The organism is Pseudomonas sp. PvP001 (assembly GCF_040546375.1).
In the GTDB taxonomy this organism is placed as follows: domain Bacteria; phylum Pseudomonadota; class Gammaproteobacteria; order Pseudomonadales; family Pseudomonadaceae; genus Aquipseudomonas; species Aquipseudomonas coleopterorum.
The window spans coordinates 3,798,894-3,812,872 of record NZ_JBEPNQ010000001.1 but is presented as its reverse complement, the minus strand read 5'-3'; the positions used below and the strand labels follow the sequence as shown (position 1 = coordinate 3,812,872).

At 66.1% G+C, this 13,979-nt stretch carries 8 protein-coding genes; 6 read left to right on the top strand and 2 right to left on the bottom strand.

All coding sequences use genetic code 11. The features are described 5' to 3' along the window. Window positions 1-18 precede the first annotated feature (18 nt). Window positions 19-2,514 (bottom strand): NEL-type E3 ubiquitin ligase domain-containing protein, encoded by a 2,496-nt coding sequence (locus ABMD26_RS17475; RefSeq protein WP_354310945.1) that lies wholly within the window; start codon window positions 2,512-2,514, stop codon window positions 19-21. A gap of 37 nt (window positions 2,515-2,551) precedes the next feature. Continuing rightward, on the bottom strand, window positions 2,552-4,315 hold the full coding sequence (locus ABMD26_RS17470) for a dermonecrotic toxin domain-containing protein (RefSeq protein ID WP_354310943.1): 1,764 nt from the start codon (window positions 4,313-4,315) through the stop codon (window positions 2,552-2,554). Window positions 4,316-4,491: 176 nt separating this feature from the next. Here ABMD26_RS17470 and mnmC point away from each other — a divergent pair, with 176 nt between their 5' ends. From mnmC to pdeM, 6 genes are all read left to right on the top strand, one after another. Next, window positions 4,492-6,465, top strand: a complete 1,974-nt coding sequence (mnmC, locus tag ABMD26_RS17465; RefSeq protein ID WP_134723371.1) for a bifunctional tRNA (5-methylaminomethyl-2-thiouridine)(34)-methyltransferase MnmC2/FAD-dependent 5-carboxymethylaminomethyl-2-thiouridine(34) oxidoreductase MnmC1 — start codon at window positions 4,492-4,494, stop codon at window positions 6,463-6,465. 90 nt (window positions 6,466-6,555) lie between these two features. Beyond that, on the top strand, window positions 6,556-7,224 hold the full coding sequence (locus ABMD26_RS17460) for an ABC transporter ATP-binding protein (RefSeq protein WP_134723372.1): 669 nt from the start codon (window positions 6,556-6,558) through the stop codon (window positions 7,222-7,224). Between the two features lies 1 nt (window position 7,225). Further along, the gene (locus ABMD26_RS17455) at window positions 7,226-9,697 is read left to right on the top strand and encodes an ABC transporter permease (protein ID WP_134723373.1); all 2,472 of its coding nucleotides are present in this window, start codon (window positions 7,226-7,228) and stop codon (window positions 9,695-9,697) included. Then, window positions 9,687-10,766 carry a lipocalin-like domain-containing protein gene (locus ABMD26_RS17450; RefSeq protein ID WP_502948322.1) on the top strand — a complete coding sequence of 360 codons (1,080 nt, stop codon included), beginning with the start codon at window positions 9,687-9,689 and terminating at the stop codon, window positions 10,764-10,766. The genes ABMD26_RS17455 and ABMD26_RS17450 overlap by 11 nt, the downstream gene beginning before the upstream one ends. A gap of 86 nt (window positions 10,767-10,852) precedes the next feature. Further along, window positions 10,853-13,324 carry a ligase-associated DNA damage response DEXH box helicase gene (locus tag ABMD26_RS17445; RefSeq protein WP_134723374.1) on the top strand — a complete coding sequence of 824 codons (2,472 nt, stop codon included), beginning with the start codon at window positions 10,853-10,855 and terminating at the stop codon, window positions 13,322-13,324. Beyond that, entirely contained in the window at window positions 13,321-13,977 is a 657-nt protein-coding gene (gene pdeM / locus ABMD26_RS17440) for a ligase-associated DNA damage response endonuclease PdeM (protein WP_134723375.1), read from the top strand. Before ABMD26_RS17445 ends, pdeM begins: the two co-directional genes overlap by 4 nt. The last annotated feature ends 2 nt before the right edge of the window (window positions 13,978-13,979 follow it).

The following is a 13,979-nucleotide window of genomic DNA, read 5'->3' as shown; positions in this document are numbered from 1 at the left end:
GCAGGCATTCCTCGTCGGTTAGCTTGACTGAGCCTCGCCGGGCTCGGCGCTACGCTGCGTATCGCTATTGAAGCCGACCTGTTCGAGCAGGGTTAGTTCGGCCAGCAAGGTGTTCTCGGCGTCCTGTCGACGCCGGGCGATGTCATTCGCGCGGCGCAGGTAATCGCCACTGCTGCCCGGCTCCTGGCTTTCATCGAGCGCGGTGAGTTCGTCGGCGAAAGGCGCCAGGCGCTGTTCCAGCCTGGTTGCATGCCGTTCACGCAGATAGTCGACCCAGAACGACTGGCGGATCATGAACTGCGTGAAGACCGGCTCGGCTTGCGCCTGCAACACCTGGCTCTGGGCCGCGTCGTAAATGTCCACACCGATGCCTGCGGTGGCGGCGTAGGCCATGCTGTGCGGCTGACCGGGCAAGGCCAGACGGCGGGCCAGATAGGTCCGCAGGGCCATACGCACTTCGGCCTCGTCGACACTCAGGCCCAGGCGCCGACGCTCGGCAATGATCCCCCGGGCGATGGCTTCGAGCTGGTCCAAACGGAACAGTCCACGGGCCAGCTCGTACAGGCGCTGGCCACGCTGAGCCCAGGTGGCGCCTTGCAGTGCCTCGTGCTGCAACACCTGCACTTCCATATCGCTGAACATCAGGCGTTCGCCGTCCACGCAGGTGTCCAGTTGCTCGGCCATGGTGTAGAGGCGCTGGCGCAATTGACGGTTCGCGGAGGCACCGGCGATCACGTGCCAGACCCGTTGCGTCAACTCGGCCGCATCGCGGATGAAATCCGGTGTCCGGCGCAGATTGTCGATCAACAGGGTAAACGCTTCGGAACCGTCTTCATCCACCAGCCCCTGCCAGAGCTGGGCGCGGTGGCGCCGCTCGACGTCGGTCGCACCCTGCAGCCACACATCCACCAGCGGCCGTCCGATCCGCGAAGGATGGACATCGTTGGTGCGATGGGCGAAGAACTGGAAGCGCCGTTGTGGCCGGGGCCTATCGAGCTGGCGCAGGCTGGAGGCGTCCAGTGTATTGCGCTCCATGAAGACATCGACACGGGTCTCGCGAGTCTGATCGGTGAACACCGAATCGGGGATGTGGCGCAGTCGCGTGCGGTACAGGTTCAAGGTGCGCAGGGCCGGCAGACGTGCAGCCCACTGTGGCCAGTGCGGCAGCGCCACACCTGCCAGGTTGAGTTGCTGAAGCCGGGTGAAACCGCTGGAGGTCGCTATCGACCCGACGTTGTTGCCGCTCAGGCTCAAGACGCTCAGGTTGGGCAGCCGGCCGAGGCGGTCGATCAGCGCCTGGTCGAGGGTCAGGTCGCACAGCGTCAGATCCAGTTCGGTAAGCTGCGTCAAGCGATCGACCACTTCGGGCAGTTGACGCAGGGCACACTCGCGCAAGGTCAGGCTGCGCAGCTGCGGGAAGCTGCCCAGCAGGTTGGTCAGCGCCGGGGCATCCACCGTGCTGCCGGTCAGGTTCAGGTGCGTGACGAAGCGCAGGTCAGCGCTCAGGGCGGGGAATCCGAGCAGCGGCACGTAAGTCAGGTTCAGATAGTAGTTGTAGCCGCTGGCCACACGCTCGGACGGCAGCTGGCGGCGCCAGGCGATGTCCAGGCGAGCCGTGACATCGGCGCGGTAGTACACCAGGTCACCGTTGCCGGCGTTGTACCGGGCGGGCAGATTGGCCGGAGCCGGCTCACGCGACCAGGCTTCGAGCTGGGCCTGCATCTGCGCGCGCTCATAGGTGAGGTTATCCAGCCCCTGCATGATGCCGGCGCGGCTCATGCCGGTCTGCTCGTACAGCGCCAGCAACTCGCGCGCACCCCGTTCGCTGGTCCCCGGATAGAGACGGCGAATGCGCGCCACCAGCACCCGACTCGACAGGGCCAGCTCACGCCGGCCGCTCATGGGGTAACCCACCTGCCCATGGGCGTCGCGCATCGGCGCCCTGAAGCGCTCCGGCGCAGGCGTCTGGCCCAGCCAGCGAGCACAGGCATCGCGGTGGGCAAACCCATAGTCACGCACTGCATCGGCCTGGGCGCCCTCTCCCACTAGCAGCTTGATGGCCTTCTCCAGCTCGAGGCTGTCCACAGACTGTGCGACGCTGAAACAGAGGCCTTCGAACGCGCGGTTCAAGCGTTGGCACTGCTGATAGGTGCGCGCGCGTTCAGCCAGTTTCAAGGGAATGCGGCGGTTGGACAGCATCTGCGCCTGCTGGCCTGGCGGCACGTCGAGCAACACTTCTTCGGCGGCCGCCACGCTGAGGGTGGGAAAATCCCTACGGATCAGCTGGCTGGCGGGGCTGCCACCGAAATGCGTGGCGTCGTAAAGCGTTTCGAAACGCTGCTGTGCGGCGGCTTCGGCCAGTCCGGCGCGCAGCACCTGGCGATGGAGCGCGAAGCGTTGCAGCGCATCGAGGAGCAAGGCCGTGGGTTGGTCGGTCTGGACGTAGATGTCGTCCAGCGCCGTCTGTGGCAGACCGGTGCTGGCCAGTGCGTGATGGATATCCTGCGGGTCCATGCCCGACAGTCGCCAGCCCAGGCGCTCACGCAGTGCGCTAGCAGGGGGGCTCGGGCTGCTGCTCGGCGGCCAGTCGCCACCCGACGTCGGCTTCTTCGATCAAAGGTTGGTAGGCATCGGTGTCACGGGGGTGGGTGATGCGCCACTGCTGGTGCCCCTCGTCGAAGCGCAGGTCGTGCACACGCCCGTCGATGACCACGCTGTCGCGCGCGTCATCGTGATAGAGGCCGTCGGTATCGGGCAACAGGTCGGCAGGCAGGGCCTGGTCGGCCACGTAATCGGCCAGGTCCGCGCGCCACAGCTGATGGCTACCATCGGCATGGGTCACCGGCACCATTTCCGCCAGCTGGGTCTGCGCAGCCACCTCGGGCACCCTGGGCGCGATCCACGTACGGCCGGCATGCACGGCGCCAGCGAAGACCGCCATCAGCGCCACGTTCTCGGCCACGCTCATGGCATGGGTGAACGCGGCGTGGTCATCGCCCTGGCGCCAATCGTCGATACCGCTGAAGACCTCATGGAGCAACTGGGAGGCGGCGCACGTGAGCATCGCCGCACCCAGCGCCGGGACCAGCAGACCGGCGATATTGAGCAGGGTCATGCCGGCATCCAGATACCGCCGGCGTTCGCGCTCCAGCGCGATGGTGTCTTCATCGGCGGTCGGCACCGCCATCACTCGGGCGTCCTGATAGGTCTTGATCAGGCGGTCATTGTGTTGCAACTCGAAAAGATCGCCGACCACCTGGCGTTTCTCCAGATTCAGGCGCTGCAGCCAATCACCCGCAGGGCTGTCGAGCCGTTGCAGCAGACGCTGGATGAACGGTGCGGCGAACTTCTCGCCAGCCAGTGCGCCGAAATAGCTTCGGTAATCGGTCTGCTTCAGCTTCTCTCCCAATGCCCCAGCGAAGGCTTTGAACGACGGGTATTGCTTGATCGGATGATCCGGCTCGCCCGGCATCAGCACTACGCAGCGGCCATCCACGGTCGATTCGATCAACTGCACGCCGTAGAGCGCCACGGCAGTGAAATCGGCGCTGCCCAGCAGACACAGCCAGTGATAACGCACCGCATTGCCCGCCCAGGCCGGCGTGGCACCCTCGGCGATCTGCAGCAGCATGCGGTAGGTATCTTCGTCGATGTCGTCGCGCAACCGGGCGATGTGGGTCAGCACCGCAAAGTGGGCGCGGTCATTGCGCTTGAACAGCGCCGTCACCTGTTCAGAGTTCTGTTCGGGCTTGAACACCGTATCCAGGTGGGTCTGGTAGCGCTGCCCCAGGTCCAGACTGCGACACAGCGTGGTGAATCGTTTTGGATCGATGGCAATCGCCGGTTTGTCGCTGCGGGCGCGAAAATCGATGTCCTTGCCAGCGGTGACGTACTCGAGCCCGCCGACCGGCAGCACCATCGAGCCCGACGGAAACTGCAGGTTCGCCTCGAAATTCTGCATGGCGGCGACCAGCAGGTTCTGTTCGATGGGCCAGCGATGGCTGAAGCCCATTCCGACGCTCTGCATGGCGCGCACCAACGAATGATGACGCGGATCGATGTCGAGCTGGAAATGCTCGCGGATCTCTTTGCTCACCAGGTCGGCGCAGAACTCGGTCACGTCGCGCAGCCCGGCGAGAACGGGCGCGAGCGCCAGCTTGGCGGCGTGACTCTCGTTCTGACTGGCGCTCAGGGCCTGGCGCATCGCCGGGCTGGCCTGGGTCAACCAGGTGGGCAGCCGCTGCGCGACGATGCGTGCGTGGCGACTGTCTCGGGCGCTGCCCGCTTCACTCATTGGGGGGTAGATCGTGTGCATGCTCGGCTCCTTGCCGAAAGAGGAAGGGTGTACGGTAGCCAGTGCGGAACCTGCCGGGACGTGTATTAATCACCACCTGAAGACGGCCATCGGCTGCGCTGCGGTTCAAGCGTCCTTGCGCTCGCGAACCCGGGCCTGCGCGTTACAATGCCCGCTTGCCCATTGCCGAAGCCGTCATGAAAACCCCGAGCCTTCTCGCCCAGCTGGACTGGACCGACACCGGTCACCCTCGATCGCGCGCCTTTGGCGACGTGTATTTCGCCGCCGACGGCCTGGCCGAAACCCGCCACGTGTTCATCGAGCAGAATCAGTTGGCCGCACGCTTCGCCGCCCTTCCGGACGACGGTCGTCTGGTGATCGGGGAGACCGGCTTCGGCACCGGGCTGAGTTTTCTCTGCGCCTGGCAATGTTTCGCCGCCTCGGCCGCACCGGGCGCCCGTCTGCATTTCATCAGCGTGGAAAAATACCCCCTGAGCGCCGCCGACCTGACCCGTGCCCTGGCGCTGTGGCCGGAGCTGTCGGCCTACAGCGACGCACTGCTGGCGCAGTATGTGGCCGTGCATGAAGGCTTTCAGCGGCTGATCTTCGACGGTGGCCGGGTCAGCCTGACGCTGCTGATCGGCGATGCGCTGGAGCAGCTGCCATGCCTCGAGGGCCAGGTCGACGCCTGGTTTCTGGATGGTTTCGCGCCGGCGTGCAACCCCGACATGTGGACCCCCGAGCTGTTCGCCGAGCTGGCGAGGCTGGCGGCGCCCGGCGCGACATTGGCAACCTTCACCAGCACCGGCTGGGTGCGCCGCGGCCTGGCGGCGGTCGGCTTCAAGATGAAACGGGTGCCGGGCATCGGCAACAAATGGCATGTGTCCAGAGGCGTATTCCTGGGAAATGACTGCGCTCCAGCACCCGCGCCAAAGCCATGGTTCGCCCGCCCCGAGCCGGTCACGGGTGAGCGCCACGCGCTGGTCGTCGGCGCCGGGCTGGCGGGGTGCGCCACGGCAGCCAGCCTGGCGGGGCGCGGTTGGCGCGTGTCGTTGCTCGAACGGCATGCCGAGCTCGCCCAGGAAGCGTCAGGCAATCCCCAGGGCGTGCTGTATCTGAAACTCTCGGCCCACGGCACGGCGCTTTCCCAGTTGATCCTGGCCGGCTTCGGCCACACCCGTCGCCTGCTCGAACAACTGCAACGCGGGCACGACTGGGATGCCTGCGGCGTGCTGCAACTGGCCTTCGACGACAAGGAAGCGCAGCGCCAGCAGCAACTGGCCGATGCATTCCAGCCGGAACTGCTGCACCGACTGGATCGTCTCGAAGCCCAAGCGCAGGCAGGTGTCGAACTGCCCAGCGGCGGTCTGTTCTACCCCGAGGGTGGCTGGGTCCACCCGCCGGCGCTGTGTGAGCATCTGGCCCGCCATCCGCGCATCACCTTGCTGCGCCATCATCACGTGGCCGAACTGCGCTACCTCGACGGTCAATGGCAGGCCTTCAACGGTGACCATCACCTGGCCAGTGCACCGGTGGCCGTGCTGACTTGCGCCGCCCAGGTCAGTGCTTTCGCACAGACCGCCGCGCTGCCGCTCAAGCGCATTCGCGGACAGATCACCCGCCTGCCCGAAACGGCGCGCAGCGCTGCGCTGTCGACGGTGGTCTGCGCCGAAGGCTACGTCGCCCCTGCCCGTTCGGGTGAACACACGCTGGGCGCCAGCTTCGATTTCCACAGCGACGACCTGACACCGACCCAGGCCGACAACCTCGACAACCTGACGCTGCTCGAAGCCATTTCCCCGGATCTGGCGAGTCGCATCGACAGCGCCTCAATGCCTATCGAGCAACTGCAAGGCCGGGCCGGATTTCGCTGCACCAGCCCTGACTACCTGCCCATCATCGGGCCGGTGGCCGACGCTCAGGCCTTCGCCGAGCGCTTTGCGATCCTGGCCAAGGACGCCCGTCAGGTGCCCGAGCAGCCTTGCCCGTGGCTGCCGGGGCTGTACGTGAACAGCGGGCATGGCTCGCGGGGGCTGATCACTGCCCCGCTGTCGGGTGAACTGATCGCTGCCTGGCTGGACGACGAGCCTTTGCCTCTGCCACGCGAGGTGGCCTGGGCGTGTCATCCGAATCGCTTCGCGCTGCGGCGCCTGATACGCAACAAAGCTTGAACCTGCTCGGGGGCCGGTACTCACAGTCACAGCCCCCTCCGCTGCCGAGGCGTGAGCGTCGCGGCTTCACCGTCATGAAGAAACCAGCCCATGTTGCGTATCCAGGGTTTGCACAAGACCTACTCCACACCGCAAGGCCCGCTGCCCGTACTGCAAGGCATCGACCTGCACCTGGAGCGTGGCTCCAGCCTGGCCCTGATGGGTGAATCGGGCAGCGGCAAAAGTACCCTGCTGCATCTGGTGGCCGGTCTGGATGTCGCCGACAGCGGACGAATCGAAGCCGCCGGGCAGGTGCTTACCCAGATGAGCGAACGGGAACTGGCACGCTGGCGGCGCTGCGACATCGGTCTGATCTTCCAGCAGTTCAACCTGATCGGCAGCCTCAGCGTGGCCGATAACCTGGCCTTCCAGGCCCGTCTGGCCGGACGCCTGGACCCCGCCTGGCAGCGCGAGCTGGCCGAACGGCTGGGCCTGTCGGCCCTGTTGCAGCGCTACCCCGAGCAACTGTCCGGCGGGCAGCAGCAGCGCGTGGCCCTGGGCCGCGCCCTGGCCTCGCGTCCGCCGCTGTTGCTGGCCGACGAGCCCACCGGCAATCTGGACGAGGCCACCAGCGAACAGGCTCTGGACCTGATGCTGGAGCTGCTGCAAGCCACGGGCAGTACGCTTTTGATGGTGACCCACAGCCCACTGGTGGCCGCGCGCCTTGAACATCGCGTGGTGCTCAAGGCCGGCCGCATCGTCGCCGGGGCGGATCGCTGACGTGGCGGTGCTGTACTGGACCCTGCGCAGCCTGCTCAGCCATTGGCGCCGGCATCCGGTCCAGGGCGTGGCACTGATCACCGGCCTGTGGTTGGCCACTGCGTTGTTCACCGGTGTACTCGCGCTGAACAGTCAGGCGCGGCAGAGCTATGCACTGGCCAGTCAGATGATCGGCGGGCAGGCCCAGGCGAACATCGTGGCACGCGACGGCGCAGAGCTGGCGCAATCGACCTTCGTTGCACTGCGCCTGCAGGGTTGGCCGGTCTCGCCGGTGCTCGAAGGTCGAATCACCCTGCCCTCCCGTCCGCAACTGCGCCTGCAGGTGGTGGGGATCGAACCCTTGACGTTGCCGGTGGGCAGTCCCGTGGCGGGCGCGGTGCCCAGTGTGGATGAGCTGAGCGCCTTCATCGGCGCACCCGGCCGAACCTGGGTGGCACCACAGACCCTGCGCGAACTGGGCGCCGAGGAAGGCGCGCGCCTGCAGACCAGCAACGGCAGCACGCTGCCTCCGTTGCAGACACGCGCCCAGGCAGCACCCGGGGTGTTGCTGATGGACATCGGTGCGGCCCAGACGGTCCTGCAGATGCCCGACCAGTTGAGCCGACTGCTGCTGCCCAGGACGTTCCAGCAAGCCCTTCCCGAGGCTTACACCGATCGCCTGCAGATCAACCGCAGCGACGCCGATGGCGACCTTGCCCGCCTGACCGACAGTTTCCACCTGAACCTGACCGCCCTGGGCCTGCTGGCCTTCGTGGTCGGTCTGTTCATCGTCCACGCCGCCATCGGCCTGGCGCTGGAGCAACGCCGCGCCCTGCTGCGCACCCTGCGCGCCTGTGGCGTCAGCGCCGCCTTGCTGGTGCTGGCCCTGGTGCTGGAGCTGGGTCTGCTGGCGCTGCTCGGTGGTTTGGCCGGCATTGCCAGTGGCTACGGACTGGCCAGCCTGCTGCTGCCGGACGTCGCCGCCAGCCTGCGCGGTCTGTATGGCGCGGAAGTCGCCGGGCAATTGAACCTGAGTCCGTCGTGGTGGCTGGCAGGCCTTGCGCTCAGCCTGGGCGGCGTACTGCTGGCCGGTGCCGACAGCCTGTGGCGCGCCGCACGCCTGCCGCTGCTGTCTCTGTCGGGCGGCGAAGCCTGGCATCAGGCCCATCGCCAATGGCTGCGGCGTCAAACCGTGGTGGCTGCGGGGGCAGCCGTATTGGCGCTGGCATGTGCCATGTTCGGCAACGGTCTGGCCAGTGGCTTCGTGCTGATGGGCAGCCTCTTGCTGGCGGCGGCACTGGCCCTGCCAGTCCTGCTCAGCACTGTCCTCGCCCTGCTTGCCCGGCGCCGTTGGGGCGTACTGGGACAATGGTTTCTCGCCGACTGTCGCCAGCAGTTGCCAGGCTTGAGCCTGGCGCTCATGGCATTGCTGTTGGCCTTGGCCGCCAACATTGGCGCCGCGAGCATGACCGAGGGTTTCCGCCAGACCTTCAGCGGCTGGCTGGAACAGCGCCTGAGCGCGGAGTTATACCTGCGCCCGCAACACCCCGAGCAGGCTCAGGCGTTGCAGCAATGGTTGCAGCAGCAGAATGAAGCGCAACAGGTCCTGCCCGGCTGGGAAATGCAGATCCGTCAGCAAGGCTGGCCGACCGAATTGGCGGCGGTGATCGATGCCCCTCTCTATCGCCAGCACTGGCCGCTGCTCGAACAGGCCGCCGGCAACCCGTGGGATCAATTGTTTTCCGGCGATAACCTGATGCTCAGCGAGCAACTCGCCCGCCGCCTGAATGTGGGCATCGGCGCGCGGCTCACACTGCCCGCCGCCCAGGGACAATGGAACCCGACGGTGGTAGGTATCTACGCCGACTACGGCAACCCCAAGGGGCATATCCTGGTCAGTGCCGAGCAGTTCCAGCGTCACTGGCCCGGTACCCCGCCCGCGCGCTTCGCGCTGCGCATGGCCGAGGCCGATACCGCCTCCCTGAAAAACAGGGTGCAACAAGCGTTCGGCCTGGACGACAGCCATGTGGTGGAGCAACAACAGCTCAAGCGCTGGGCCTCGCAGGTTTTCGAACGCACCTTCAGCGCCACCGCCGCGCTGAATGCGCTGACCCTGGGTGTGGCCGGGGTCGCCCTGTTCATTGGCTTGCTGACCCAGAGCCAGAGTCGCCTGGGCCAACTCGCGCCGCTGTGGGCGATGGGTGTCGGCCGTCGCCAGTTGATCCTGTTGAGTGTGGCGCAGACCTTGATCCTGGCCCTGCTGACCTTGCTGCTCGCCGTGCCGCTGGGCATTCTGCTCGCCTGGTGCCTGGTCGCGGTGATCAATGTTCAGGCCTTCGGCTGGCGCCTGCCGTTGCAAGTGTTTCCCCTGCAGATTCTGCAACTGTGCGGCCTGGCACTGATCGCCGCGATGCTGGCTTCGGCCTGGCCCATGCGGCGTCTGCAACGCAGCCAACCCACCGACCTGCTGCGAGTGATGGCCAGTGAACGCTAAGCTGATCCAAACCCTGTTGCTGACTGTATTGCTCGCAGTGAGCGGGTGCGACCCGACGCCGCCGCCGGCCGGTTTCGCCGGTCTGGGCGGACAGGGTGGCGACTTCGCCCAGGTCAAACCGGGCAAGGTCTTCAGCTTTCCGGCCGATCATGGCGCCCACCCGGACTTCCGCATCGAATGGTGGTACCTGACCGCCAACCTCGAAGACGACCAGGGCCAGCGCTTCGGTGTGCAATGGACCCTGTTTCGCAGCGCCCTGGCGCCGGGCAGCACTGAGTCCGGCTGGAACAACCGCAATCTGTGGATCGGTCATGCCGGACTCACTTCGGCGACTGACCACTACAGCGCGCAGACCTTGGCCCGAGGCGGTATCGGCCAGGCGGGTGTAGAGGTCAAACCGTTCAACGCCTGGATCGACGATTGGCACCTGCGCAGCCAGCCGGGCGCTGCGGACAGCCTCGCGGCCATGGGCGTGCAGGCCCAGGGCCAGGGCTTCGCCTACCAATTGACCCTGACCAGCGAGCGTGCGCTGGTGCTTCAGGGCGAGCAGGGCTACAGCCGCAAGTCCGATGCCGGGCAGGCTTCGTATTACTACAGCCAGCCGTTTTTCAGCGCAGCCGGGCAGGTGCAGATCGAAGGCAAGCGCTATCAGGTCAAGGGCCGTGCCTGGCTCGACCGGGAATGGAGCAGTCAACCGTTGGCCGCCGATCAGTCCGGCTGGGACTGGTTTTCCCTGCACCTGGACGACGGCCAGCAGTTGATGGTGTTTCGTCTGCGCGGCGCTGGCGAACAACAGTTTCTCAGCGGCAACTGGATCGATGCGCAGGGCCGCAGCACACCACTGGCACCAGGCAGCATCAGCCTGCGCCCACTTCAGGACACCCGTTTAGCCGGCAGGCAGGTGCCTACGCGCTGGGCCATCGACATCCCCAGCCACGCCCTGCATGTGGAAACCACGGCATTGAATCCCAAAGCCTGGATGGCGGTGGGCACGCCCTACTGGGAAGGCCCGGTGACCCTGACCGGTAGCCATGGAGGCGAAGGCTATCTGGAAATGACCGGATACTGATACACGCACGGCTTTTTGTACAAATATCAAACCAACCGGCGTCGCAGCGGTCCTTGTACAAATACCTCAGGACGCTCCGTCAAGGCATGCCGACCCCCAGCGCTTTTGCCAAACACTGGTTCGCCAGCCGTCAATGGAAGCCGTTTCCTTTCCAGAAGGACGTCTGGGCCGCCGTCAAACGCGGCGAGTCGGGCATGCTTCACGCCAGCACCGGTGCCGGCAAGACCTACGCGGTCTGGTTCGCCGCCCTGCAACGTTTCGCCAAGGCCGGTCCCGTCATACCCAAGGGCAAACGCAAGCCCGTCATGGCACCGTTGACGGTGTTGTGGATCACCCCCATGCGCGCCCTGGCCGCCGACACCCTGCGCGCCCTGCAGGTACCGGTCGACGAATTGCAGATCGGCTGGAGCCTGGGCCTGCGCACCGGCGATACCAGCAGCAGCGACCGTGCCAAGCAAACCCGCCGGCTACCGTCGGCGCTGGTGACCACACCGGAAAGCCTGACGCTGCTGCTGGCCCGCGACAAGGCCTGCGAAGAGTTGAGCAGCGTCGCCATGGTAGTCGTCGATGAATGGCACGAGCTGATCGGCAACAAGCGCGGGGTGCAGCTGCAACTGGCGCTGGCGCGGCTGCGGCAGTGGAATCCGCAACTCATCGTCTGGGGTATTTCAGCCACCTTGGGCAACCAGGCTCATGCGCAGGAAGTTCTGCTACCCGGCCAACCCAGCGTCAGCGTACAGGGAGCCCAGGCCAAGACCATCGAGGTCGACACCTTGTTGCCCGCAGCCATCGAGCGGTTCCCCTGGGGCGGCCACATGGGCCTGCGCATGCTCGATCAGGTGGTGGCCGAAATCGATCACAGCAGCAGCTGCCTGGTGTTCACCAACACCCGCGCGCAGTCCGAAATCTGGTTCCAGGCGATCCTCGACGCCCGTCCGGATTGGGCGGGCATCATCGCCCTGCACCACAGCTCGTTGTCGCGTGAAGTGCGCGAGTGGGTCGAGCGCGCCCTCAAGGATGGCCAACTCAAGGCGGTGGTGTGCACTTCGAGCCTGGACCTGGGGGTCGACTTCCTGCCGGTGGAACGGGTGCTGCAAATCGGATCGGCCAAGGGCATTGCGCGCTTGATGCAACGGGCCGGCCGCTCCGGACATGCCCCGGGCCGGGCTTCGCGCGTCACCCTGGTACCGACCCACAGCATGGAACTGGTGGAAGCGGCGGCCGCCCATGATGCGGTCGCACAGCGGCGCATCGAGCCGCGAGAATCGCCGGAGAAACCATTGGATGTGCTGGTCCAGCACCTGGTCAGCATGGCCCTGGGTGGCGGCTTCCTGCCCGAGCGACTGCTGGCCGAGGTGCGCACGACCTGGGCCTACCGCAACCTCAGCGACGATGAATGGCAATGGGCCCTGGCGTTCGTGCGCTACGGCGGCCACTCGCTGACCGCCTACCCGGACTACCGCCGAGTCGAGCCGGACGAGCACGGCCTGTGGCGCGTGCCCGACGCGCGCTTGGCCCGCCGTCACCGCATGGGCATCGGCACCATCGTCAGCGATGCCAGCCTGCAACTCAAATACTGGAGCAAGGGCGGCGGCGGCCGCTCTTTGGGCAGTGTCGAGGAGGGCTTTATCGCCCGCCTCAAACCGGGCGACGGTTTCCTCTTCGCCGGTCGCCAACTGGAGCTGGTGCGGGTCGAGGACATGACTGCCTACGTCAAGCGCAGCACCGCCAAGAAGGCTGCCGTGCCGCGCTGGAATGGCGGACGCATGCCGTTGTCCGGCGAACTGGCCGACGCGCTGGTGGCGAAACTGGGCGCCGCCGCCCGCGGCGAGTACGACAGCCCGGAGATGCGCGCCGTGCGCCCGCTGCTCGACGTACAGCAGCAATGGTCAGCGCTGCCCAGCGAAACCACGCTGCTGGCGGAAACCCTCAAGTCGCGCGAGGGCTGGCACCTGTTCCTCTACCCCTTCGGCGGTCGTCAGGTGCACTTGGGGCTAGGCAGTCTGCTGGCCTGGCGCCTGGCCCAACGCCAACCCCTGACCTTCTCCATTGCCGTGAACGACTACGGCCTGGAGCTGCTGAGCGCCACCGAAGTGGACTGGGCCACCCAACTCGACCCGGCGCTGCTCAGCGCCCAGGGTCTATTGAACGACGTGCTGGCCAGCCTCAACGCCGGCGAGTTGGCCCTGCGACGCTTCCGCGAGATTGCGCGGATCTCCGGGCTGGTGTTCGGCGGCTATCCCGGATCGCAAAAAAGTACCCGACAGGTGCAGGCCTCCAGTGGTCTGTTCTTCCAGGTATTCAAGCAATACGATGCCGGCAACCTGCTGCTGACCCAGGCCCAGGAAGAGGTCCTGAAACAGGAGCTCGAAGTCGAGCGACTGGAGCATGTGCTGGAACAGATCGCCAGCCGTCGACTGGATTTGCACGCCGTCAAGCGCCCCACACCGCTGGGCTTTCCGCTGCTGGTGGAACGCTTCCGCGAAAGCCTGAGCTCGGAGAAGCTGGCCGATCGTATCCGCCGCATGGTCGGCGATCTGGAGAAAGCCGCAGGATGAGTGAGTATTGCAGCGTACAACTGGCGGGTGCCGAACTCTGGTTGCTGGCCGAAAAGGCCATCTACTGGCCTGAACGTGAAGTCCTGCTGATCGCCGACGCGCACTTTGGCAAGGCGGCCGCCTACCGCAAGTTGGGGCAACCCGTGCCCCATGGCACCACCGCCAGCAATCTGCAGGTGATCGATCGGATCATGGGCAGATACCCGACCCGGCACCTGATCTTCCTGGGCGATTTTCTTCACGCACCGGGGTCGCACTCGGCAGGAACGCTGGGCGCGCTGGCCGCCTGGCGTGCGGAAGTCGCAGATCTGCGCATCACATTGATTCGAGGCAACCACGACAAGCGCGCAGGCGACCCACCGTCCGAGCTGCGATTCGACGTGGTGACGGAGCCATTGGAAATGGGCCCGTTTGCACTGCAACACGAACCGGACGCGCATCCGACCCTGCACGTGCTGGCCGGACACATACACCCTGTGTACCGGCTGCATGGACGGGGCCGGCAGAGCTTGCGGCTGCCGTGCTACCTGCTGGGCGGCAAGGTCAGCCTGCTACCGGCCTTCGGCGCGTTCACCGGCGGATTCAACATGAACAACGACGCCGACCAGCGTGTGTACGTGGTCGGCGACGGTGGCGTCTGGCAGGTCGCCTGAGC

Bases quoted from the DNA above. Each gene is read 5' to 3' on its own strand.
- mnmC (WP_134723371.1), top strand. From the start codon at position 4,492: ATGAAAACCCCGAGCCTTCTCGCCCAGCTGGACTGGACCGACACCGGT.
- ABMD26_RS17475 (WP_354310945.1), bottom strand. From the start codon at position 2,514: ATGGACCCGCAGGATATCCATCACGCACTGGCCAGCACCGGTCTGCCA.
- ABMD26_RS17445 (WP_134723374.1), top strand. From the start codon at position 10,853: ATGCCGACCCCCAGCGCTTTTGCCAAACACTGGTTCGCCAGCCGTCAA.
- ABMD26_RS17470 (WP_354310943.1), bottom strand. From the start codon at position 4,315: ATGCACACGATCTACCCCCCAATGAGTGAAGCGGGCAGCGCCCGAGAC.
- ABMD26_RS17460 (WP_134723372.1), top strand. From the start codon at position 6,556: ATGTTGCGTATCCAGGGTTTGCACAAGACCTACTCCACACCGCAAGGC.
- pdeM (WP_134723375.1), top strand. From the start codon at position 13,321: ATGAGTGAGTATTGCAGCGTACAACTGGCGGGTGCCGAACTCTGGTTG.